The sequence below is a fragment of the Agreia sp. PsM10 genome, from assembly GCF_030433855.1.
GTDB lineage: Bacteria > Actinomycetota > Actinomycetes > Actinomycetales > Microbacteriaceae > Agreia.
Genome location: NZ_JARUXC010000021.1, coordinates 1 through 21,903, shown reverse-complemented (window position 1 = coordinate 21,903; position 21,903 = coordinate 1). Strand labels below are relative to the sequence as shown.

General features: G+C 67.7%; 19 protein-coding genes and 1 tRNA gene. 11 read left to right on the top strand and 9 right to left on the bottom strand.

The features are described from left to right. Window positions 1-36 precede the first annotated feature (36 nt). The 4 genes from QCD70_RS18140 to QCD70_RS18125 all read left to right on the top strand — a co-directional run bounded on the left by QCD70_RS18140 (window position 37) and on the right by QCD70_RS18125 (window position 4,004). Entirely contained in the window at window positions 37-1,047 is a 1,011-nt protein-coding gene (locus QCD70_RS18140; protein ID WP_301218889.1) for a FecCD family ABC transporter permease, read from the top strand. Continuing rightward, a complete protein-coding gene (locus QCD70_RS18135; RefSeq protein WP_301218888.1) occupies window positions 1,044-2,111 on the top strand; it encodes a FecCD family ABC transporter permease in 1,068 nt (355 codons plus the stop codon). The genes QCD70_RS18140 and QCD70_RS18135 overlap by 4 nt, the downstream gene beginning before the upstream one ends. Further along, window positions 2,108-2,908: an ABC transporter ATP-binding protein gene (locus QCD70_RS18130; RefSeq protein WP_301218887.1), complete on the top strand. Its 801-nt coding sequence runs from the start codon at window positions 2,108-2,110 to the stop codon at window positions 2,906-2,908. Before QCD70_RS18135 ends, QCD70_RS18130 begins: the two co-directional genes overlap by 4 nt. A gap of 91 nt (window positions 2,909-2,999) precedes the next feature. Then, complete coding sequence (locus tag QCD70_RS18125) at window positions 3,000-4,004, top strand: iron-siderophore ABC transporter substrate-binding protein (RefSeq protein WP_301218886.1); 1,005 nt, start codon at window positions 3,000-3,002, stop codon at window positions 4,002-4,004. Between the two features lie 79 nt (window positions 4,005-4,083). Here QCD70_RS18125 and QCD70_RS18120 read toward each other — a convergent pair whose 3' ends face one another. Further along, window positions 4,084-4,773: an NUDIX domain-containing protein gene (locus QCD70_RS18120; protein ID WP_301218885.1), complete on the bottom strand. Its 690-nt coding sequence runs from the start codon at window positions 4,771-4,773 to the stop codon at window positions 4,084-4,086. Next, window positions 4,770-5,258, bottom strand: coding sequence for a YajQ family cyclic di-GMP-binding protein (locus QCD70_RS18115; RefSeq protein WP_055924583.1), 489 nt, complete (start codon window positions 5,256-5,258; stop codon window positions 4,770-4,772). Before QCD70_RS18115 ends, QCD70_RS18120 begins: the two co-directional genes overlap by 4 nt. A gap of 55 nt (window positions 5,259-5,313) precedes the next feature. Between QCD70_RS18115 and QCD70_RS18110 the strand changes: the two genes are divergently transcribed. The 3 genes from QCD70_RS18110 to QCD70_RS18100 all read left to right on the top strand — a co-directional run bounded on the left by QCD70_RS18110 (window position 5,314) and on the right by QCD70_RS18100 (window position 7,054). Then, window positions 5,314-6,045: a lytic transglycosylase domain-containing protein gene (locus QCD70_RS18110; protein ID WP_301218883.1), complete on the top strand. Its 732-nt coding sequence runs from the start codon at window positions 5,314-5,316 to the stop codon at window positions 6,043-6,045. A 76-nt stretch (window positions 6,046-6,121) separates the two neighbouring features. Next, a tRNA-Tyr gene (locus QCD70_RS18105) sits at window positions 6,122-6,206 on the top strand. A gap of 65 nt (window positions 6,207-6,271) precedes the next feature. After that, window positions 6,272-7,054 carry an alpha/beta fold hydrolase gene (locus QCD70_RS18100; protein ID WP_441004957.1) on the top strand — a complete coding sequence of 261 codons (783 nt, stop codon included), beginning with the start codon at window positions 6,272-6,274 and terminating at the stop codon, window positions 7,052-7,054. 109 nt (window positions 7,055-7,163) lie between these two features. Here QCD70_RS18100 and QCD70_RS18095 read toward each other — a convergent pair whose 3' ends face one another. Further along, on the bottom strand, window positions 7,164-8,837 hold the full coding sequence (locus QCD70_RS18095) for a 2-isopropylmalate synthase (RefSeq protein WP_301218882.1): 1,674 nt from the start codon (window positions 8,835-8,837) through the stop codon (window positions 7,164-7,166). A 138-nt stretch (window positions 8,838-8,975) separates the two neighbouring features. On the opposite strand from QCD70_RS18095, the gene QCD70_RS18090 reads away from it, so the two are divergent. Then, window positions 8,976-9,656, top strand: coding sequence for a FadR/GntR family transcriptional regulator (locus tag QCD70_RS18090; protein ID WP_301218881.1), 681 nt, complete (start codon window positions 8,976-8,978; stop codon window positions 9,654-9,656). Window positions 9,657-9,756: 100 nt separating this feature from the next. Here the strand turns inward: QCD70_RS18090 and QCD70_RS18085 are convergent, their stop codons facing one another. The 6 genes from QCD70_RS18085 to QCD70_RS18060 all read right to left on the bottom strand — a co-directional run bounded on the left by QCD70_RS18085 (window position 9,757) and on the right by QCD70_RS18060 (window position 18,383). Then, window positions 9,757-11,757, bottom strand: a complete 2,001-nt coding sequence (locus tag QCD70_RS18085) for a beta-galactosidase (protein WP_301218879.1) — start codon at window positions 11,755-11,757, stop codon at window positions 9,757-9,759. Further along, window positions 11,754-12,698, bottom strand: coding sequence for a carbohydrate ABC transporter permease (locus QCD70_RS18080; protein WP_301218878.1), 945 nt, complete (start codon window positions 12,696-12,698; stop codon window positions 11,754-11,756). Before QCD70_RS18080 ends, QCD70_RS18085 begins: the two co-directional genes overlap by 4 nt. After that, window positions 12,695-13,648 (bottom strand): carbohydrate ABC transporter permease, encoded by a 954-nt coding sequence (locus QCD70_RS18075; RefSeq protein WP_301218876.1) that lies wholly within the window; start codon window positions 13,646-13,648, stop codon window positions 12,695-12,697. The genes QCD70_RS18080 and QCD70_RS18075 overlap by 4 nt, the downstream gene beginning before the upstream one ends. A gap of 86 nt (window positions 13,649-13,734) precedes the next feature. Further along, entirely contained in the window at window positions 13,735-15,090 is a 1,356-nt protein-coding gene (locus tag QCD70_RS18070) for an ABC transporter substrate-binding protein (protein ID WP_301218874.1), read from the bottom strand. A 50-nt stretch (window positions 15,091-15,140) separates the two neighbouring features. Next, window positions 15,141-17,237, bottom strand: coding sequence for a beta-galactosidase (locus QCD70_RS18065; RefSeq protein ID WP_301218872.1), 2,097 nt, complete (start codon window positions 17,235-17,237; stop codon window positions 15,141-15,143). 147 nt (window positions 17,238-17,384) lie between these two features. Next, a complete protein-coding gene (locus QCD70_RS18060; protein WP_301218870.1) occupies window positions 17,385-18,383 on the bottom strand; it encodes a LacI family DNA-binding transcriptional regulator in 999 nt (332 codons plus the stop codon). Between the two features lie 94 nt (window positions 18,384-18,477). On the opposite strand from QCD70_RS18060, the gene QCD70_RS18055 reads away from it, so the two are divergent. The 3 genes from QCD70_RS18055 (at window position 18,478) to QCD70_RS18045 (ending at window position 21,456) form a co-directional block, all read left to right on the top strand. Next, window positions 18,478-18,768 (top strand): chorismate mutase, encoded by a 291-nt coding sequence (locus QCD70_RS18055; RefSeq protein ID WP_301218868.1) that lies wholly within the window; start codon window positions 18,478-18,480, stop codon window positions 18,766-18,768. 215 nt (window positions 18,769-18,983) lie between these two features. After that, entirely contained in the window at window positions 18,984-19,808 is an 825-nt protein-coding gene (locus QCD70_RS18050; RefSeq protein WP_301218866.1) for an inositol monophosphatase family protein, read from the top strand. Between the two features lie 214 nt (window positions 19,809-20,022). Then, window positions 20,023-21,456 (top strand): M23 family metallopeptidase, encoded by a 1,434-nt coding sequence (locus tag QCD70_RS18045; protein ID WP_301218864.1) that lies wholly within the window; start codon window positions 20,023-20,025, stop codon window positions 21,454-21,456. Window positions 21,457-21,903 lie beyond the last annotated feature (447 nt).

The following is a 21,903-nucleotide window of genomic DNA, read 5'->3' as shown; positions in this document are numbered from 1 at the left end:
GCAGCGACGTCGAGGGCGCGCTGGCATACTTAGGTAATGCTTACCTCAACCCGGCGCGCGTCGAAGGCGCTGGGTCTCGTCGCACTCTGCGTGCTGGTGCTGGTCTCGGTGGTGCTGAGTCTGCTGCTGGGCAGCCGCTCCATCGACCTGTCGTCGGTGGTCGACGCCGTGCTGGGGCGAGGCGGCGACGCCGTCGAAGGCATGGTGGTTCTCGACCTTCGGGTGCCTCGAACCGTGCTGGGTCTCGTGGCCGGGGCTGCACTCGGGCTGGCCGGCACGCTGATGCAGGGGCTCACCCGCAACCCGCTCGCCGACCCGGGGCTGCTCGGCGTCAACTCGGGCGCATCGCTCGCGGTCGTCGTCGCGATCTCCGTCTTCGGCGTCACCACCCCAACGGGCTATGTCTGGTTCGCCTTCGTGGGCGCCGCGCTCGCGGCCGTACTGGTCTACATCGTCGCGTCCGGGCGCACGGGTCCGTCGCCCCTGAGCCTCACCCTGGCCGGCGCGGCCACGACGGCCGTGCTCACCTCGCTCATCACGCTGGTTCTTCTGCGCGATCTCGACACGCTCGGTCAATACCGCTTCTGGTCTGTCGGATCTCTCGTGGGCCGCGACCTCGGCACGGCCGCCACGCTCGCACCCTTCCTCGCCGTCGGTGCCGCGACAGCGCTGCTCCTGGGGCGCAGTCTCAACTCCCTGGCCCTCGGCGACGACCTCGCCCGCGGCCTGGGCCAGCGCGTCGGCATCGTGAGGATCACCGCCGGCATCGCCATCATCCTGCTCTGCGGGTCGGCCACCTCGCTCGCCGGTCCGCTGGTCTTCGTGGGTCTCGTCGTGCCCCACATCGCCCGCCGATTCGTGGGAAGCGACTACCGCTGGATCCTCGTCTACTCGATTCCGCTCGGAGCCGTTCTGCTCGTTCTCGCCGACACCGTCGGGCGCCTCATCGCTCCGCCGTCGGAACTCGAGGCGGGTATCGTCGTCGCGATCCTCGGCGCCCCGGTGCTCATCGCGCTCGTTTTACGAGACAGGGCGGTGACCCGATGAGTCGTCGCGAAGCGACCGGTCGTCGCCCCTCGACCGACGATGTCGCCCTCGTCGGTGCCGCCCTGCGGGCCGGGCGCATCCGGTTCATCGTCGTCGCGTCGGTGCTGGTGGTGCTGCTGGTGGTGTTCGCGGTGCTCGCCCTGATGCTGGGCGACCGCATCATCTCGCCCGGCGACGTGCTGGCCACGCTGTTGGGCGGCGGCAGCGGGGGCGATCGTTTCGTCGTTCTCGGCCTGCGTGTGCCGCGGCTCGTACTCGGGCTCATGGTGGGGGCGTCGTTCGGGCTCGCCGGCGCGATCTTCCAGAGCCTTCTCGGCAACCCGCTGGCCAGCCCCGACATCATCGGCATCTCCCAGGGCGCCTCCGCGGCGGCCGTCGGGGCGATTCTGCTCGCCGGGTGGAGCGGCCTCGCCGTGTCGTTCGCGGCGTTCGGCGGTGCCGTCATCGTCGCCGGGCTCATCACGATCCTCGTGGCACGGCACGGCATGGTCGGCTCGCGCTTCGTGCTGATCGGCATCGCGCTGGCGTTTCTCGCGCAGGCCGCCATCAACTTTCTGCTCACCCGGTCGGACGTGCGCGATGCGCAGTCGGCTCTCGTCTGGCTCGTGGGCAGCGTGGGAACAGTGACGACCGAGGAGCTGACCGTCACGGCCGTCGGCCTCGTCGTCTTCGTCGCGGCGCTGGTCGCCCTCGCGCCACGGCTCCGGATGCTGCAGCTCGGCGATGAGACGGCCACCGGCCTGGGCGTGCGGGTGACTCCCGCACGGCTGCTGATCACCCTCGTGGCCGTCGGCCTGGCCGCCGTCGCCACGGCGGCGGCCGGCCCGGTGGCGTTCGTGGCCTTCGTCTCCGCGCCGATCGCCCGGCGCCTGCTCGGGGGCACAGGGCCAGCCCTCGTGGCGAGTGCTCTCGTTGGCGCGGTCGTGGTCTCGGGCGCGGATCTGCTCGCCCAGCACGCCATCGCGGGACTCCAGGTGCCGGTGGGCATCGTCACGGGCATCGTCGGCGCCCCCGTGCTTCTGCTGCTGCTCGCGCGCAGCAATCGATCGAGAGGAACAGCATGACGTCTCATGAACTGCGAGCGGATGCCCTGTCGCTCGGCTACGACGGGCGTCGCGTCGTCGACGGCCTCGACGCCGTCATCCCGGATGGCCGCGTGACGGTCATCGTCGGTCCGAACGCCTGCGGCAAGTCGACCCTGCTGCGTGCGTTCGCCCGGCTGCTGCGCCCGGAGGCGGGCATCGTGACGCTCGACGGCACCGACGTGCACCGCTATCCGAGCAAGCAGCTCGCGACCGTGCTCGGGCTTCTTCCCCAGCAGCCGATCGCGCCCGACGGCATCACGGTGGCCGACCTCGTGGGCCGCGGACGCTTTCCGAGGCAGGGCCTGTTCCGCCAGTGGAGTGCCGACGACTCGGCCGCTGTCGCGGAGGCGCTCCGCTCGACCGACACGGCCGAGCTCGCCGACAGACGCATCGAGGAGCTCTCCGGCGGCCAGAGGCAGCGGGTCTGGATCGCCATGGCGCTCGCCCAGCAGACCGACATCCTGCTGCTCGACGAGCCGACCACGTTCCTCGACGTGACGCACCAGATCGAGGTTCTCGACCTGCTGCACGAGCTCAACCGCGAGCGGGGAACGACCGTGGTCATGGTGCTGCACGACCTCAATCTCGCCGCGCGCTACGCGGATCATCTCGTGGTCATGTCGTCCGGCCGCATCGTGGCGGAGGGCGCGCCCGCAGACGTGATCTCGGCCGATACCGTGGGCGCCGCATTCGGGCTCGAGGCCGTGATCATCGACGATCCGATCAGCCATTCGCCGATGGTCGTGCCGATGGGGCGTTTTCATCACGCGGTGTGATGCATTAACGTGATCTGAGGAAGTGAGCTTAGGCTTGCCTAACCACAAGATCCACAGTCCTTGCCCCCTGCATCATCATTGGAGAATTCCCGTGCCCCGAAGAATGAAGTTCGCCGCGATCACCGCGACGGCGGTCACCGCCGCCCTGCTGCTCGCCGGCTGCAGCACCGCCTCCTCCGACTCGTCGACAGATGCCGCGTCGGCCGACGGCGTGACCATCGAGCACGCGTTCGGAGAGACGACGGTTCCGGCCGACCCGAAGAACGTGGTCACGCTGGGCTGGGGAAGCACCGACGCGTCGATCGCTCTGGGTGTCATCCCCGTCGCGATCCCCTTCGACTCGTACGCCGGCGACGAAGACGGCGTGCTGCCGTGGGTCTCCGACGCCATCGACAAGGCCGGCGCCGAGATGCCCACGATCCTTCCGGAGTCGACTGACGACCCGCCCTACGAGGCGATCGCCGATGCCGACCCCGACGTCATCCTGGCCGTCTACTCCGGCATCACCGAGGAACAGTACGAGAAGCTGTCGGAGATCGCCCCGACCGTGGCCTACCCCGACCAGGCGTGGAGCACCCCGTGGCGCGACGTCGTGACCACCGTGGGCGAGGCCCTCGGCAAGAGCGACGAGGCCACCGCCGTGCTCGCCGACATCGACGAGCAGATCGCCGCGAAGGCCGAGGAGCACCCCGAGTTCGCCGGCAAGACCATCGCCGCCGTCGCCGACAGCGCGGGCACGTTCTACGTCTACAAGAAGAACGATCCGCGGGTGGAGTTCATGTTCGACCTCGGCTTCGTGAACGCGCCCGCCGTCGACGACCTGTCGAGCGGCGATGGCACGTTCTTCTACACGCTCAGCTACGAGCAGCTCGACAAGCTCGAGGCCGACGTGGTGCTGAACTACGCGACCACGCAGCCCGAGGCCGACGCGTTCCTCAGCTCGCCGCAGACGTCGGTCATTCCGGCGGTCGCCGCCGGGCACGCCGCCCAGCTCGTGGGAGCACAGAACATCTCGGCCGTGTCGCCGCCCACCGCGCTGTCGCTTCCGTGGGGCCTCGACAACCTCGTCGACAACCTGGCCGCCGCCACGAAGTAGCGCGTTCCCCGCGCCGCTCCCTGAGCTTGTCGAAGGGCTGTACTGCCCCTTCGACAGGCTCAGGGAACGGGTCTCAAGCTCAGGGAACGCGGCGGAACGGCCCGCTCAGTGCCGCCCACTGCAGCAGCATGACCGTCTTCGCGTCGATGATGTCGACGCCGATGCGCCCGAGCGCCTCGTCGATGTCGATCTCGAGCAGCTCGATCTCCTCGCCTTCGTCGGCGAGCCCGCCACCGGCATCCGCTCGTGTGTCGGGCGAATAGGGCGCAGCGAAGAAGAAGAGCTTCTCGGTGACCGAGCCCGGGCTCATGTAGGCCTCGAAGACGGAGACGACGTCGCCGATCTCGTGCCCGGTCTCTTCGCGGGCCTCGCGCCGGATGGCGGTGAGCGGATCGTCGTCGTCGAGCAGGCCGGCGGCGGTCTCGACGAGGGTGCCGTCGGGATGCCCGTTCACGTACGCCGGGTAGCGGAACTGACGGGTCAGCAGCACCGTGCGCTTCTCGATCGAGTACAGCAGGATGGTGGCCCCGTTGCCCCGGTCGTAGGTCTCGCGGTGCTGGGTCTCCCACACGCCGTCGGCGCGCTGGTACTCGAGCGTGTTCGCCCGGAACACATGCCAGTTCGACGAGAGCAGGCGCACGTCTTTCACGCGCACACGCGGGTTGCCGGTCAGCTCGCGGCCCGTCTGGTCGAGTCCGGTGCGACCGCGGGCGTCGGGGATGTCGACGCCCGGCCGGCCGGGGCGCGTCTGGTCGATCGGGTCGGTCACCGGAAGTTGATGAACTGCAGGGCGACGTCGAGGTCGGCGCCCTTGAGCAGCGCCATGGTGGCCTGCAGGTCGTCGCGGCTCTTCGATGAGACGCGCAGCTCGTCGCCCTGGATCTGGCTCTTGACGCTCTTGGGGGCCTCGTCGCGGATCAGCTTGCTGATCTTCTTCGCGGCGTCCTGCTCGATGCCGTTCTTCATGGATGCCTCGAGCCGGTACTCCTTGCCGGATGCGTAGGGCTCGCCCACGTCGAGGCTGCGCAGCGAGATGCCGCGCTTGATGAGCTTGGCCTCGAACACCTCGAGGATCGCCTTCACGCGCTCGGCGGAGTTGGCCTTCATCAGGACCTTCTCGCCGCTCCACTCGATGGAGGCACCGATGTTCTTGAAGTCGTAGCGCTGCTCCACCTCTTTGTGCGCCTGGTTGAGGGCGTTGTCCGCCTCCATCTTGTCGACCTTGCTGACTACGTCGAAGCTTGAATCTGCCATGCGCACCAGTTTAGCTTCGAGGCCGCTGTCAGAGCCGATCCGTACACTGGGGGCCGTGCGTCGATCCCTTCTTGTTGCCCCGGTTCTCGCCGTCGCGTTCGCCCTCGCCGGGTGCACGACGACGCCCGAGCCCAGCGAGCCCACCACCGCCGAGGCTCCGGCGAAGGCCACACCCGACGCGGCCGTGGCCCCCGTGGTCGAGCCCTGGGCGGGCCTGCCGACGCTGGTCGACGCCGACTGGGCGGCGAAGGCGGCCGCGGCCACGGGCATCCCGCAGCGAGCCATGCTCGCCTACGGCGGCGCGGCCGTCTACTCGGCCAACCAGAACCCGGGCTGCAACCTCGGGTGGAACACGCTCGCGGGCATCGGCGAGATGGAGAGCCACCACGGCACCATCGACGGCTCGTCGATCGGCGCCGACGGCCTCGTCACGCCGCCTATTCTCGGCATCGCCCTCGACGGCGCGACGACGAACGCCATTCCCGACAGCGACCAGGGCACCATCGACGGCGACGCCGAGTGGGACCGCGCGGTCGGCCCGCTGCAGTTCATTCCCGACAGCTGGCGCAACTGGGGCGCCGACGGTTCGGGCGACGGAGCGGTCGATCCGCAGAACTTCGACGACGCCGTTCTGGCCACGGCCAACTACCTGTGCCACGCCGGCGGAGACCTCTCGATCGCCGACAACTGGCGCACGGCCATTGCGGCCTACAACGACGCAGCACCCTATGCGGTGGGCGTCTCGGAGTACGCCATCCGGTATTCGAACGACGTGTCGTCGGGCTGATTTCGCCGAAGCCGGGATGGCGGGTAATGTGTACTCGCGCCTTCGGTTGTGTGTTTCACGTGGTCGGGTGCGCCCTGGCAAGTTACCCAAGCGGCCAAAGGGATCTGACTGTAAATCAGCCGTCTTAGACTTCGGGGGTTCGAATCCCTCACTTGCCACCAGGGAAGCCCTGCAAATCACCGTGTTTGCAGGGCTTTTTGGATTCGGATTCTGGGAGACTGACCGCGTGAACTCACTGATTCCAGCCGCGCCCCGCCCACAGAAGGTCATGTCCTCCGACGGGCTGCAGCTGGCGACGTACGAGTTCGGCGATGCGGATGCGCCGACCGTTCTCGCGGTGCACGGCTTCGCCTCGAGCGCGCTCGTCAATTGGCATGCGACGGGGTGGACCCGCGACCTGACCCGCGCCGGCTACCGGGTGATCGCCCTCGACCAGCGAGGTCATGGCGAGAGCGACAAGCCGCACGACCCCGCCGCCTATTCGATGGAGCAGCTCGTCGCCGATCTCGTGATGGTGATGGACACCTACCTGATCGACGAGGCGGTCTACGCCGGCTACTCGCTCGGTGCCCGGGTCGGCTGGCAGGCCACGCTCGAGCTGCCCGGCCGCATCACGCGAGCAGTTCTGGGCGGAATCCCCGACGGTCAGCCGCTCACGCGACTGCGCACCGACGAGGCCAGGGCGTTCATCGAGACCGGCGCGGCGGTCGAGGATCGGATCACCCGCGCATACGTGACGATGGCATCCGCCATTCCCGGCAACGACCTCGAGGCGCTGATGAGCCTCGTCGACGGCATGCGCGACGGAATCCAGCCCGACCCGGCCAATCCGCCCCGGCAGCCCGTGCTGTTCGCCACGGGCAGCGACGACGCGATCCTCGAGCGCTCGAAGGGCCTGGCCGAGGCCACGCCGAACGGCGTCTTCTACGAGATTCCCGGCCGCAACCACTTCAACGCGCCCACGTCACGCCACTTCCGCGACGCGGCCATCACGTTCCTGCGCGCCTGAGAAGCGCCACGGCGCCGAGCGCGCGACTTCGCGCCGAGCGCGGTGGTGCAGCACGCGCGCGGCACAGCAACGCCCGCGCTCGAGTGGCCCCGATCCAGATGCGGAACAGTCAGGGGCGCGCGGCCGCGGCGAGCACGGCGAGAATGCTCGCTTCGAGCACTGAGCGGTGTCGCCCTGCCGCCCACCCCGTCGACGCTCCGCGCCGGTACTCGAGCAGAGTCAGTGCGTCACTGTTGTTGCCCGCCGAGAGCGCTGTCTGGTGCAGCGACAGGATCTGGACGGTGATGCCGTTCGCGTCGAGCAGCAGAGTGACGGCTTCCACGGGCCCGATGTCGTCGAAGGTCTGCGTGCGTTCCGTGCCATCCATCGCGATCCGCAGTGTGGTGCGGGTCGTGCCCCCTGCCGTGACGACGTCGAGCTCGCGTAATTCGATCGCCGCAGCCGCCGACGTCAGATAGCTGCGCTCGAAGATCGCCCAAAGCGCGGCCGAATCGAGTTCGAGACCTGTGTCGTCGGCGTGCTGCTGTACGCGACGAGAGAAGTCGATCTGCAGTCGACGCGGCATCTCGATGCCGTAGTCGCGCTCGAGCAGATAGGCGATGCCGCCCTTGCCTGACTGCGAATTGACTCGGATGACGGCCTCGTAGCTGCGCCCCAGGTCGGCGGGATCGATGGGGAGGTAGGGAACCCGCCACGGCAGTTCCTCAGGCGGCGTGCCCGTGTCTGCAGCGCGCAGGGCGTGCTCGGCGAAGCCCTTCTTGATCGCGTCTTGGTGGGTTCCGGAGAACGCGGTGTGAACAAGGTCGCCCACGTAGGGGTGCCGAGGGTGGGTGTCGATTCGGTTGCTGTGCTCGACGACCCTCCTGATGTGATCGATGTCTGAGAAGTCGATCATGGGATCGATGCCCTGGGCGTGCAGATTCAGGGCGAGGGTGGCGATGTCGACGTTGCCTGTGCGCTCGCCGTTGCCGAAGATGCAGCCCTCCACACGCTGGGCGCCGGCAAGCACGGCGAGCTCCGCGCACGCGACGCCTGTTCCCCTGTCGTTGTGCGGGTGCACGGACAGGATCACCGAGGAACGCCGATCGAGGTTTCTGTGCATGTATTCGATCTGGTCGGCGTAGACATTGGGGGTCGCGGCCTCGACGGTCGCCGGTAGGTTCAGAATGACGGGTCGATCGGCGGAGGCATCCCACAGTGTCGTGACCGCGTTGCAGAGTTCGAGGGCGTAGTCGGGCTCGGTGAGGTTGAAGACCTCGGGCGAGAACTCGAACCGTACGCGTTCGAGGTCTCCGGCGAATCGCAGCACCTCCCTTCCGCCATCGAGGATCAGTTCGCGCAGCGACGCACGATCGTGGCCCAACACCACCTCACGCCACAGGGGTGCGGTCGCCGTGTACATGTGAATGACGACGTCGTTCCGGATGCCTCGGATCGACTCGACGGTGCGCTCGATGAGATCTCGCCGCGCAGGTGTGAAGACGACGATCGTGACGTCGGACGGAGCCATGTCGGACTCGGCGATCAGCCTCACGAATTCGTAGTCCGTCTGCGAAGCGGACGGGTAGCCGACCTCGATCTCCTTATAGCCCATCGTGACCATCAGCTCGAAGAAGCCCCGCTTGCGATCGGGGTCCATGGGCTCGGCGAGTGCCTGGTTGCCGTCGCGCAGGTCGACCGGAACCCACAAAGGTGCGGCGGTGAGGCGACGCGACGGCCACTCGCGATCGAGCAACGGCAGCTCGACTCGAGAGAAGACGTCCTGATAACGCGATGACGGCATCTGGGAGTGGCGTTGCCGATTCCACGTCGGAGAGTGCTCGGGCACCGGACCGCGCGGGGAAGAAAGCTGGGAGTCGGAGGAGATCACCCGGCAACGGTAGCACAACTCCTCAGACAAGCTGAGGAGTATGCTGTGAGTATGGTTTCCGTCCAGCGAGAGTCATTGTCCGAGCAGGCGGCACGTCTGCTTCTCGATCGCATCCAGGCGGGCGAGTGGGAGGTCGGCCAGAAGCTGCCGGGTGAGACCACGCTGGCGCCCCAGCTGGGTGTCGGGCGGTCCACCATGCGAGAGGCCATCCGCCAGCTCGCCGGTCGGGGAATTCTGACGACCCGCCAGGGATCAGGCGTCTTCGTCCACGCAGTCGTCCCCGTCGGCGACTGGGATTCGTTCGTGATCCGGGCGACCATCGCATCCATCCTCGAGGCGCGCATCGCCATCGAGTGCGAGGCGGCGGCACTGGCCGCCGAGCGGCGCACGCGTGACGACCTGCTGGCCATCCGGACCGCCCTTGCGCGCCGAGGCGGCGAGGTCGTCACGATCGATGCCAGGGTCGACGCCGACATGGCCTTTCACCGCAGCATCGTGACCGCCAGTCAGAACGAGTTGCTGACCGAGCTCTTCGACACCTTCGCGGCGAGAAGTCGTGAAGCGATGGTGCAGATGCTCGAACTCAGTGGCGAACCGGCCACACAGGCCGACCAGCTCGTGCACGCCGAGATCGTCGAGGCGGTCGCGGCCCATGACGCCGTGGTCGCACGGGATCTCAGCCGGTCGCACCTCGAAGCTCTTCGCGCTGCGATAGCTCAGCACCGCCCGTGACGACTGTGCCCGTTTGCCTCCGATCGTGCGATCGAGCGCCGACAGAACGGAGGTAAACGGGCACGGTCATCGGCGTCCGCGGCAACACGGAGCCCCGACTCTATGCCACAGGCAGCCTCACCAGGTCGTGAGCCGCGATCGTCACGGTGTCGTCTCCGACCGTGACCGTTGCCTCGGCGCGTCCGAAGTTGAGCACCCAGCGGGTTCCCGCGCGCTCGACGACCTCGACGTCGGGGTTCGAGCCGTCGAGCAGGGGGCGGATGCCGGCGCGACCGAGCGCATCGAGCAGCAGCTCGTACACCGTGGCCGTATCGGGGCGGGTCGCCACGTACCAGGCCGTTCCACCCGCCGCATCCTGCGCATCCGGACCGCCCGCCGCGCGCCGCGTGATCGCGGGCGACCCGTCGGCCAGCCCCTCGGTGAACGTCGCCAGAACCTCGGCGTCGTCGGCGTGCAGAAGCTCGGTCCAGACAGAGGCGGCGCGCACGGTGTCGCCGAACCGGATGGCCGTGGTCGGCACGGGCGCGGTTCCGGTGCCCCGCAGATCGGGGCCTGCGAGGGGCGCGAACTCCTCGACGCGCACGCCGAGTGCGGCCTGCAGCGGGCCGAGGTAACCGCCCTGCTGAACGTGCAGGTTCTCGTCGAGGATGCCGGTCTGGTAGCTCACGATGAGCTGCCCGCCGCGAGCGGGAACCGCGGCCAGCGTCTCGAGCGCTGACCGTGGAACGGCGAAGAGCGCCGGCGCGATGACGAGCGAGTACCCGTCGACAGAAGCGCCCGGCTCGACGAAGTCGACCGTCACGCCGAGCGCGCGCAACGACCAGTGCCACGACATGATCTCGTCGAGATACACCAGCTGCGCGGGTGACGCGGCCTGCTCGAGGGCGTTCCACGAATCCCAGTCGAAGACGATCGCGACAGAGCTCGCAACACGGGAGCCGACGACGTCGCCCATGGTCGACAGCTCGGCGCCGAGGGCGGTCACCTCGCGGAAGATGCGCGTCTCCTCTCCGGCGTGCGGCACCATGGCCGCGTGGAACTTCTCGGCACCGGCGACGGACTGCCTCCACTGGAAGTACAGGATGCCGTCGGCGCCGCGGGCGACCGACTGCATCGAATAGAGCCGGTTCTCTCCCGGCAGCTTCGGGGCGTTTCGCGTGCGCCAGTTGACGGCGCCTGTCGTCTGCTCCATGAGCATCCACGGCTGGCCTCCGCGCAGCGAACGCATGAGGTCGCGGGTCATCGCGGCGAACGCGGGGGAGAGCGGGTCTGCGGGGTCGGGGTAGGAGTCGTCGGAGACGAAGTCGACCTCCTTCGCCCACTTCCAGTAGTCGACCGGCTTGAAGAAGCCCATGAAGTTCGTCGTGACCGGGATGTCCGGCGTCACCTCGCGCAGCACGGCGAGCTCGGCCCTATAGCACTCGAGCAGCGCGTCGGAGGAGAAGCGATGGAAGTCGAGCATCTGCGTCGGATTGGGGAACGACGGCATCGCGCGGGGCGGCCCGACCTCGCTGAACTCGGCGTAGTGCTGCGACCAGAACGCCGTGCCCCACGCGTGGTTCAGGGCCTCGATGCTTCCGTACTTCGCCTCGAGCCAGGCCCTGAACGCGGCCGCCGACTCGTCGTCGAACGACTGCGCCACGTGGCATCCGTATTCGTTGTTGATGTGCCAGGCCGCGATGGCCGGATGCGCGCCGTAGCGCTCGGCGAGGGCGCGCACGAGGCGGGTCGCGTACTGGCGGTACACCTGAGAGCTCGGGCTGTACTGCTGGCGGCTGCCGACACCGAGGCGTACTCCCTCGGCGGTCACGGGCAGGATCTCCGGATGCGCGGCGCTGAGCCACGGCGGGGGAGAGGCGGTGGCCGTGGCCAGGTCGACCTTCACGCCGCCCGCGTGCAGTCCGTCGATGACCCGGTCGAGCCAGGCGAAGTCGAACTCGCCGTCTCGCGGTTCGAGCTTCGCCCACGAGAAGACGCCGACCGTGGCGATGGTGACCCCGGCCCTCTGCATGAGCCGCACATCGTCGGCCCACACCTCCTCGGGCCACTGCTCCGGGTTGTAGTCGCCGCCGAACCACACGGGCGCGTTGTTGCCGATCATCCTTTTACTGCTCCTGTTCCGAGACCTGACTGCCAGTACCGCTGAAGGAAGAGGAAGGCGATGACGAGGGGGATGATCGACACGAGCGAGCCCGTGATGACCGTCGAGAACAACGCCTGCGATCCACTGCCGGCCGCCGCCGTCGCCTGCCACTGTGCGAGCCCCACCGTGAGCGGGTAGAGATCGGAGGTGTTCAGCATGATGAGCGGCAGGAAGTAATTGTTCCAGGTCGCGACGAGCGAGAAGAGGAACACGGTGACCACGCCCGGGCCCAGCTGCCGCAGCGCGACCTGCCAGAAGATGCGCATCTCGCCCGCGCCATCCATTCGTGCGGCCTCGATCAGGCTGTCGGGAACCGACTCGGCCGCGTAGACGCGCATGAGGTAGACGCCGAACGGGCTGACGAGCGACGGGATGATGACGGCGAACGGGGTGTTCGTGAGCCCGGCCGAGCTGAACAGCAGGTAGGTCGGGATCGCCAGGGCGGTGAGCGGGATCATGATCGATCCGAGCACGACGCTGAAGATCGCCCGCGCGCCGGGGAACCGGTACTTCGCGAAGCCGTAGCCGGCCATCGTCGCGAGAAGCGAGGCGCCGAACGCGCTCACTCCGGCATAGACCACGGTGTTCAGAACCCAGCGCAGGTAGACGCCGTCTTTGAACGTGAACACTTGGGCGATGTTCGTGAACAGGTTGAAGTCCTTGCCGAACCAGAACCCGAACGACGAGAACAGGTCGGCGTTGCTCTTGGTCGAGGCGATCAGCAGCCAGAGCAGCGGCAGCAGGAAGTAGGCGGCGCACGCCCAGAGCAGCACGGTGAGCAGGGTGCTGCGGCGACCCTCGCGCATGATCTGGCGGCGGTGCCGCTTCGCGCGGGGTGTGGATGCCCGGGGCGCGTCGAGCGCGGACGGTGTCGGTGCTCCGATGGTCGGGGCGCTCATGAGAGGTTCTCCTTGCGCTGGGTCGAGAGTTGCACGACATACGAGACGATCATGATGACGAGGCCCAGCAGGAAGGCGATCGCCGCGGCGTAGGGCACGTCCTGATTCACGAATGCCACCGTGTAGGCGTACTGGTTGGGGGTGAAGTCGTTGCCGATCACGTTCGGTGCGAGCCGGTACAGCAGGTTCGGCTCGTTGAAGAGCTGGAACGACCCGATGATCGAGAAGATGACGGTGAGCATGATGGCCGGCCGGATGGCGGGGATCTTGATGCTCCACGCGACGCGCCATTCGCTGGCACCGTCGACCTCGGCCGCGTCGAAGAGCTCGGTGGGGATCGTGCGGAGGGCCGCGTACATGATGATCATGTTGTAGCCCACGAACTCCCACGTGACGATGTTCATCATCGACCCGAGGATGGTGTCGTTGGCCAGCAGGTTCGGCGCATCGATACCGAGTGCGCGGAAGGTCTGCGCGATCGGGCCGAAGTCGTTGCCGTAGAGGTAGCCCCACATGAGCGTGGCGACCACGCCGGGAACCGCGTACGGCACGAAGATCGCGAGTCGAGCGGCCTTGCTTCCCCTGACCCGGGAGCTGTCGAGCGCCAGGGCGAAGAACAGGGCGAGAACGAGCATGATCGGCACCTGGATGAGCAGGAAGAGCCCCACCCGCCCGAGGCCGCCGAGGAAGCTCGGGTCGGTGAGCGCCTGCACGTAGTTGGAGAGGCCCACGAACTCCTGTCCGCCGATCAGCTGCGTGGCGAAGAGGCTGAGGTATCCCGAGTAGAAGAGGGGAACGATCAGCATCGCGACGAAGACGACGAGGAACGGGGTGATGAGCAGGTAGGCGGCCCGCGTCTGGCGACGGGTCGACTGCGTCGAGCGCTGCCGGGGCGGGCGTCGGCTTCGGCTGTTCGGTGGTGCGGATGCGGATGCGGCGAGGACGGCCACGGTTCTTCCTTATCTCGTCATTGAAATCTCAGGGGAAGGGGGGGAAGCGGGTGCCGCCCGCGTCGACGGACGGCACCCGCTCGTGGCTACTCGACCGTGAAGCCCTGCTTCTTCGCGTAGGCGGTGACCTCGTCGTCCCAGGCCTGGAGGGCCGTGGAGAGGTCGGTCTTGTCGGCGATCGCCTTGCCGAGCGTCTCGTTGTAGCTCGAGTAGACGTAGTCCATGAAGGGCAGCCACTCGAAGGAGACGTCGACGGTGTCGGAGACTCCGGCGAAGAGCTCGTTGACCTTCTGGCCGCCGTAGAACTCGGACTGCTGGTCGACGAACGCGGGGTCGGCCAGGGTGTCGGTCTTGGTCGGGAACAGGAACTGGTCCGTTGCGAACTTCAGCGTCGACTCCGGGTCGTTGTTGATGAACTTGGCGAGTTCGTACGCGGCGATCGGATTCTCGCTCGTCTTGAGCACGGCATCCGACGACCCGCCCCAGTTGCCCGACACGTCGTCACCCTCGTTCCACTGCGGGATCTTGGCTGCGGTCCACTTACCCGAGGTGTTGGCCGCGGTTCCCTGCAGGAACACGGGAGCCCAGGCGGCGGTCACCCATCCGGCGTACTTGCCCGACGAGAGGCTCTGGTAGAAGCTGTCGTTGAAGTCGGGGTCGACCGAGACGAGGTCCTTCTGGATGAGGTCGTTCCAGTAGTCGACGACCTTCTTCGTCTCGTCGCTGGCGATGTCGACCTTCACGGTCTTGTCGCCGTCGTAGCCGAACGGCTTCGCGCCGGCCTGCCAGAAGAGTCCGACCATCTGGCCGGGGTCGTTGCCGGGCATGTTCGAGATGTAGGAGCCGGTCGCCGCCTTGATCGTCGCGGCGTCCTCGGCGTACTGCGCCCACGTGGTGGGGGCCTCGGTGATGCCGGCCTGCGCCAGGATGTCGCTGCGGTAGAGGTTGCCGAGGGGGCCGGAGTCCTGCGGGATCGCCCAGACCGAGCCGTCCTCCGTCTGAACCTGGTTCCAGACCCACTCCACGTACTCGTCCGACAGGTCCGCCGCGCCGTACGGCGTGAGGTCGGCGAGGCTGTCGGTCAGACGGAACGACGAGAGGTACTGGTATTCGATCTGCGCGACATCCGGGGCGCCCTTGCCCGCCTTCAATGCCGTGCGCAGTTTCGTGTACTCGTCTGCGCCCGAGCCGACGTTCACGACCTCGACGTCGATCTTCGGGTACTTCTTCTCGAAGAGTGCGACTTCGTTCTCGATGTCGGGAACCCAGGTCCAGAAGGTGAGCTTGGTGGGGGTGTCGAGGGCCTTGTCGATGTCGGCCTGCGACACGGTCGCCTTGTCGGTCGTCGAGCTTCCGGGGCTGGTGCAGCCCGTCAGCAGGAGTCCGGCCGTGACGACGATGGTGCCCAGCGACAGTGCTGTGCGGCGTGCTGTGGTTCGCATGTGACCTTTCCTTTTGTGTGAGTGGTTCACGTTCGCCCGGCGGCGAACGATCAGTCCTCGCTGAGAACCCGGACGGACCAGGGGGCGAGGAGAACGTCCGACCCGTGCGCGACGGCGGCGCCGTCGACGAGATCGGTGAGGGATGCCGGGGCCGGCACGGTGACGGCATCGGGCGACCAGTTGTGCACGAACCAGATGGTGTCGTGCGTGTCGCTCGAGCCGGAGACGACCGACACCGCGGCCGGCACCTGCCATCCGGTCTTCGCGGTGTCGCCCTTCACCCAGCGGGCGACGGATGACGAGAGCCCGGCGTCGGGCACCGTGCCCACGTAGGTGATGCGTCCGGCTCCGAACGGGGTGCTCGTGACGGCGGCGAACCGCCCGAGGAAGTGGTGCTCGTAGGTGGCGAGCACCTCGGCCCCGTCGGCGATCACGCCGTCGGCCCAGGCCGTGGCGCTCGCGGAGGGAGCGAGCTCGAGCTGCCCCGTCGAGACGACCGGTACGGGCGCATCGAGGTTCGAGTACTCCTCGTACCAGGCGCCGGCCGCGTCGGCGAGCCGGTCGGGGGCGACGCCGCGGCGGGCCCGGGCGAGCTCGTCTCCGTATGCGGTGCGGGGGCCGAGCACCAGGTGTCCCCCCGCGTCGGCGTAGGCGCGCAGCCGATCGAGCAGCGCATCGTCGGCCACATACACGGCGGGCGCGAACAGAATCGGGATGTCGCGGGCCAGCTCGGCCGGATCGAGTGCGGCGAACTGACGGTCGTGCAGCACCCGCAGTTGCAGTCCGGCGTCGTGCGCGCCCCGGTAGAAGCTGTCGTAGATGCGCTGATACGACTCGGGGTCGCGCTCGCCGTCGGGCTTCGCGAGGGGCGGGTACGACTGGAACGACCACCGTGTGTCGGTCGACCAGATGATCGCGGCATCCGCAGTCGGGGTGTAGCCCTCGAGCTCGGAGCCGAGCGTGCCGAGGATCGATCCGAGTTCGGCGACCTCGCGGTAGATGCGGCCGGGACGCTGGCTGTGCGGAAGCACGCCGCCCCAGTAGGTCTCGACGCCGAAGTGCAGCGTGTGCCAGTGCCAGTACTCGATCATGCGGGCGCCGCGCGAGACCAGGGCGAGCCCCGCCTGCACGATCTGGCCCGGATACGGGGGCTGATTCTGCCAGTGGCCGCCGATGGACTGCGCGTTCGTCTCGGTCACGAGGAACCGGTTCTGCGAGGTCGAGTACATGCGATCGGCCTGCCCGAACAGGGCCCAGGGTCCGGATGTCCACCACGGGGCATCCGCGCGGGTCTCGACCACGTTCGAGAGGCCGTCCTGCATGCGGTAGTAGGGATTGCCCGCCGTGATGTCGAGCCGCTCGACGAGTTCGTCGTCGCTCACCGGAGGGCGGTTGTAGCTGATGCAGGTGGTCACGAACTGCTCGTCGTTCGCGTACTCGCGCACGATGTCGGCCTCCCAGCCGATGAACTCGGTCACGAGCGCCGAATGGTAGCGGCGCCACTCCAGCGCGTACTGAGGCTGCAGATTGCCTTTCGGGGTCCAGAGGTCGGCCCATTCGCTGAGACGGTGGGACCAGTAGACGAGGCCCCACTGCTCGTTGAGGTTCTCCAGGGTGCCGTACTTGGTGCGAAGCCACTCGAGGAAGCCCTGCATGACGTGGTGGTTGTGGGCCAGCTGCTGGCCGGGCTCGTTGTCGACCTGGTATCCGATCACGGCCGGGTGCCCGGCGTAGCGCCCGACGACGGCGCGGATGATGCGCTCGGCGTACCAGCGGAACGTCGGGTGCGAGTAGTCCATCTCCTGGCGCTGGCCCCAGCCGACCGTCGAGCCGTCGGCGTTCTCGGCGGCGATCTCGGGGTGGATGCGTTGCAGCCACGGCGGAGCCGCGTAGGTCGGCGTTCCGAGGATCACCGAGATTCCGCGAGCGTGAGCCCCGTCGAGCACCGGCAGGAGCCACTCGAGGTCGAACTCGCCGTCTCGCGGCTCCCAGGTCGACCACACCGACTCGCCCACGCGGATGACGGTGAATCCGGCTTCGACCATCAGGTCGAGGTCGCGGTCGAGGGTGCCCGAGCGCTGGTACTCGGCGTAGTAGGCAGCGCCGAAGAGGATGCGATCGGTCAGTGCAGGGAAGCGTCGTTGCATGTCTGTCTGTGACTCCGTTGTCGAGGTGAGCGGCCAGATGCTGCAACAAATGTTGTCGACAACATCGAGCTGGTAGAAAGCTACGACACCGAGGCGAGCGGCGCAAGAACTATTTCGGTAACAAAATGAACAGCCTGATCAGAGGGGCTAAAACCGACGAGCCGACTCGCGTGTCACGAGGCGCGGCATCGGTGCCCGCTCTCGCTTCGGGGGCTCGGTCGACTCGATTCGCGACACGAGCCAGTCGATGGCGAATCGGCCTTCGGCCTCGAAATCGATCGCGATCGTCGTGAGGGGCGGCGTGAGGAACCGGGCCTCCGGAATGTCGTCGACGCCGACGACGCTGAGATCGCGCGGAACCTCGCATCCGCGTTCGTGCAGGGCCCGGATCGCGCCGAGGGCCATGTGGTCGTTCTGGGCGAAGACGGCTGTGATGCCCGACTCGAGGTCGAGGTCGAGCGCGATCCTGTAGCCGGACTCGGGACTCCAGTCGCCGTACTCGATGACGGTCTCGACCCCCGCGTCTCTGCACACCGATTCGAATCCCTCGAGTCGCTCCTGGGTCGACAGCCAGTCGCGCGCACCCGCGATGACGAGGATACGGCGGTGGCCCAGTTCGATCAGATGGCGAGCGGCGATGCGTCCCGTGTCGCGTTGCAGGCCGTGCCGGCCGGCCTCGTCGTCGACGTGTGAGCCCACCTGCATCGGGGCCTTGATGGGGATCGAGAGAAAGATCTGGCGCATCTGCTCGGTCTGGGCCGTCACCAGGATGCCCGCGACGCGTTCGCGCTCGAGGACTCCGAGGGCGTCGCGGATCGATCGATCGTCGTAGCCGTCGACGATGACGATGTCGAGAACGTAGCCCGCTTCGTGGGCGCGGCGGCTCGCCCCCTGGATGACGGCGGACGGACCGCTCTTCGTCATCTCGTGCGCCAGTGCGCCGATGCGATTCGACCGGTTGGTGCGCAGCAGTCGGGCGGCCTGATTCGGGCGGTACTCCAGGGCCTGGATGGCCTCCTCGACCCGAGCGCGCGTGGCGGGGCGGATGCCTTCGAAACCGCTCAGAAGGCGCGTGACGGTCTGGTGGGAGACTCCGGCATGGCGCGCGACGTCGTAGATCGTCGCGGGCCTGCTGTCACTTTTCATGAGCCTTCCTCCGGGAACGACACTAGTGTCTACTCCCTCGCCTGCTGGCGTTCGGTTCGCTCTGTGCGCTTCGAAGCTCTCTAGACTCCTGAGCATGCAGAACACCACGATCGACGAGGTGCGTCGACGCATCGACGACATCGACCGCGAGATAGTCGGTCTCATCGGTCGCCGCCAGGCCTGGGTGGTCGAGGCCGGAAGGCTCAAGACCGACACGGCGGCGGTGCGTGCCCCCGATCGCGTGGAGGCGGTGATCGAGAGAGTGCGTTCCCTGGCCGCCGACGCGGCAGCGTCGCCTGAGGTCGTCGAGAGCACCTATCGAGCAATGATCGCGGCCTTCATCGACCTGGAGTTGCACGTTCACGAGGCGCGTATCGAGCAGTGAGGTGGTGCCGCTGATCGGCGCCCCGCTCCGACTGCAACATTTTCTCGATATTTCTTTCACAGTGGCGTAATAGATGCGCGTATGACGTGTCTCACTTCATGAGGGCGTCCGCGTGCGGATGTTCCTTCGGCGGTGGCCGCGACGTAACCCCCAATGTCGTCGCGGTCACCGTTGCCCGTTCCGGGGGCCCGCGCCCGCTGTGTCAGGCTCTAACCATGACGATCGCTGCGAACACCGACCTGCTCACCATCGCCCGCCGAATCGGCCTCGAAGCGGGAGCCCTCGCCGCTCGCCGCCGCGCCGAAGGAGTCGAGGTCGCGGCCACCAAATCCTCGATCGTCGATGTCGTGACACTGGCCGACCGCGAGGTCGAGGCCTACGTGCGCGCCGCCATCGCGGACGTGCGGCCGGACGACGGCTTCCTGGGCGAGGAGTCCACGGGTACGACCGGCGGCTCCGGACTCACCTGGATCGTCGACCCCATCGACGGCACCGTCAACTACCTCTACGGAATCCCGCAGTACGCGGTCAGCATCGCCGTCGTCGAGGGAGGCGCCGACCCTGCCGAGTGGAATACGCTCGCGGGCTGCGTGGTGAATCCCGCGAACGGTGAGGTCTTCACCGCTGCCCAGGGCGGAGGGGCGTACCTCGGTTCGCAGCAGCTGCAGGTCAACTCCGGAGTCTCGCTCGAGCAGACGCTCCTCAGCACGGGGTTCTCGTACAGCGCCGAGACGCGCTCGCGGCAGGGACAGGTGCTGGCAGGAATCCTCGGTCAGGTCCGCGACATCCGTCGTGCGGGGTCGGCCTCGCTCGACCTGTGCTGGGTGGCGGCCGGACGCCTCGACGCCTATGCCGAACGGGGCCTCAATCCCTGGGATCACGCGGCCGGCGCGCTGGTCGTCCGCGAAGCGGGCGGCCATGTCGGTGGCTTCGACGGCGATGCCGAGAGCATCCGCTTCCTCCTCGCCGCCGAGGCGACGCTGGCCGGTGAGCTCGAGCCGATCCTGCGCGATCTCTACGCATCCGCCGGCCTGATCTGACCTCACTCGGGCGCAGACCGTACTGAATCGTCTCACTCTGCGGGAATTTTCAGACTCTGCCGTTAGTGTCGACAGTCGCGTCTTCCGCTTACCCGAGCAGGTAGCGAGGCGCCCATCGACTGAAAACCCGAATCGGTATTGGAATTCTTGCGCCTTGGCTCGTCACAACCCCCGTCCAGATGATCTCTCGTCTGAGGCCGACGGTTCGACGCCAGTGACAGACGCAGCACCGCAGTCGCGCAGGTCGAGAAGGCAGGCTTCGGCCGGCCTGTCGATCGCGTCGCCGCCGATTTCCTCCTCGTCGACACAGACACCGGATGCGCCTGCGGCCGCCGCGCCGCTCACCCGCAGGGCGGCTCGCGCCGCCGGGGCCGCCGCCCCCGTCGTCCTCACCGAGGCCCAGGAGCGCGAAGCGGAGCGCATGGCCTTCGAGAACGCCGTGCGTCCACGCGGGCGCCGCGCCGCAGCGTCGACAGAAGAGCTCGCGTCGACCGTCGCCTTCGCCACCACGGAGCCCGAGCAGGTCGCGGCGGGCGTGGCGCAGGCCGTCGCCGCAGTCTCCGCGGTCGACATCACGGTCGAACGGCCCGATTCCTCTGCAACCGACTCGCCCGTCGACCTTCTCGTTCCGCACGCTGCGGCATCGACGGGCACCGCGGCATCCGGCCCCAAGGTCATCGGCCCGGCCGACGTGCTGGGCGAGGTCCCGGCTCCGCCGCAGAGCCGCCGGCCTGGCCGCCGCGCCGGGTCCGACTCCTCCGACGACGAGAACACCGCGCCCCGCGCCAAGGCCGGTCGCCGAGCAGGCAGCGCCCCGGCCGAGCGGCCGCGCGTCAGCTCGCCCAAGTCGGCCTCCGCCGCTTCCGGTGCCGGAGCCGGCGAGCCCGCTATCCCGCAGCGCCGCCGCCGTCGCCCGTCGACCAAGGCGATGGCCAAGAAGAGCTTCGGCATGTTCGCCTTCCTCGTCGCCGGTGGAATCGCCGTGGCGACATCGCTTCCGGCCGAGGCGTACTTCGCCGCGACACCGGATGCCCCGATCTCGCAGAGCGTGCAGGTGCAGGCCCAGCAGAACATCATCGGCGAGACCGCCAAGCAGCAGCTGAAGACCGACGCCGAGGCATCCGCGTCACAGGTCGATCGCGACTCCTACACGGTCACGAGCGTTCCCAAGGTGTCGATGACCGGCTTCAACACGGCCGACACCTTCTCGAACGACACGAGCGGCACCATCCAGTGGCCGTTCCCCACGGGCGTTCCCATCAGCGACGGATTCGGCTACCGCTCGTCGCCCGGCGGCATCGGCAGCACGAACCACCAGGGAATCGACTTCAACCCGGGAATGGGCGCTCCCATCCAGGTGGTCGCCGACGGCACCGTGCGTCTCGCCCAGAAGAGCGACGCCGGCGGCTACGGCTGCTACGTCATCGTCGATCACAACGTCAACGGCATGAAGTTCGCGAGCCTCTACGGCCACATGCAGTGCGCCTCGGTCGCCATGAGCAAGGGCGAAGACGTGAAGGTCGGCCAGCAGGTCGGCAACGTCGGCAGCACCGGAACCTCCACGGGTGCCCACTTGCACTTCGAGATCCACGACTCCAGCGATACCCCGATCGACCCGATGCCCTGGCTCAACCAATACGCCAACTAGGCGCGCCCTCTCCCGCTGCGCTCTTCTGCGCAGCTCGAGTAGGCCGCCTGCGGCCGTATCGAGGCCACCCGTGATGGTCTCGATACGTCGGCTCCTTCGTCGCGCTACTACTCGACCGGCGCTAACTGAGGACAGGCTGCTTGCGCCGAACAGGCCGCGTGATTCGGCCCTGGATTTGCGCGCCGGGGAGCGAGGTCGAAACAAAATGTCCTCAGTTGGCCGTCGGACTCGTAGGTCACATCGTGCTCATGCGCCCTACAGACGCACAGATAGAGCAACATGCCGCCGTCGAGGCTGGAGTGACGGCGTGTCGACCGATCTGTGCTTCTTTGGCGCCCCGAAAGCGATTATTCGACCCGCGCACTCAGGATGCGCCGGATGGTCCTATGGATGTCAAGTGGTGATGTGGGGTGTTCGGAGGTCGGTGGTGAGGTCGTGGAAGATGCG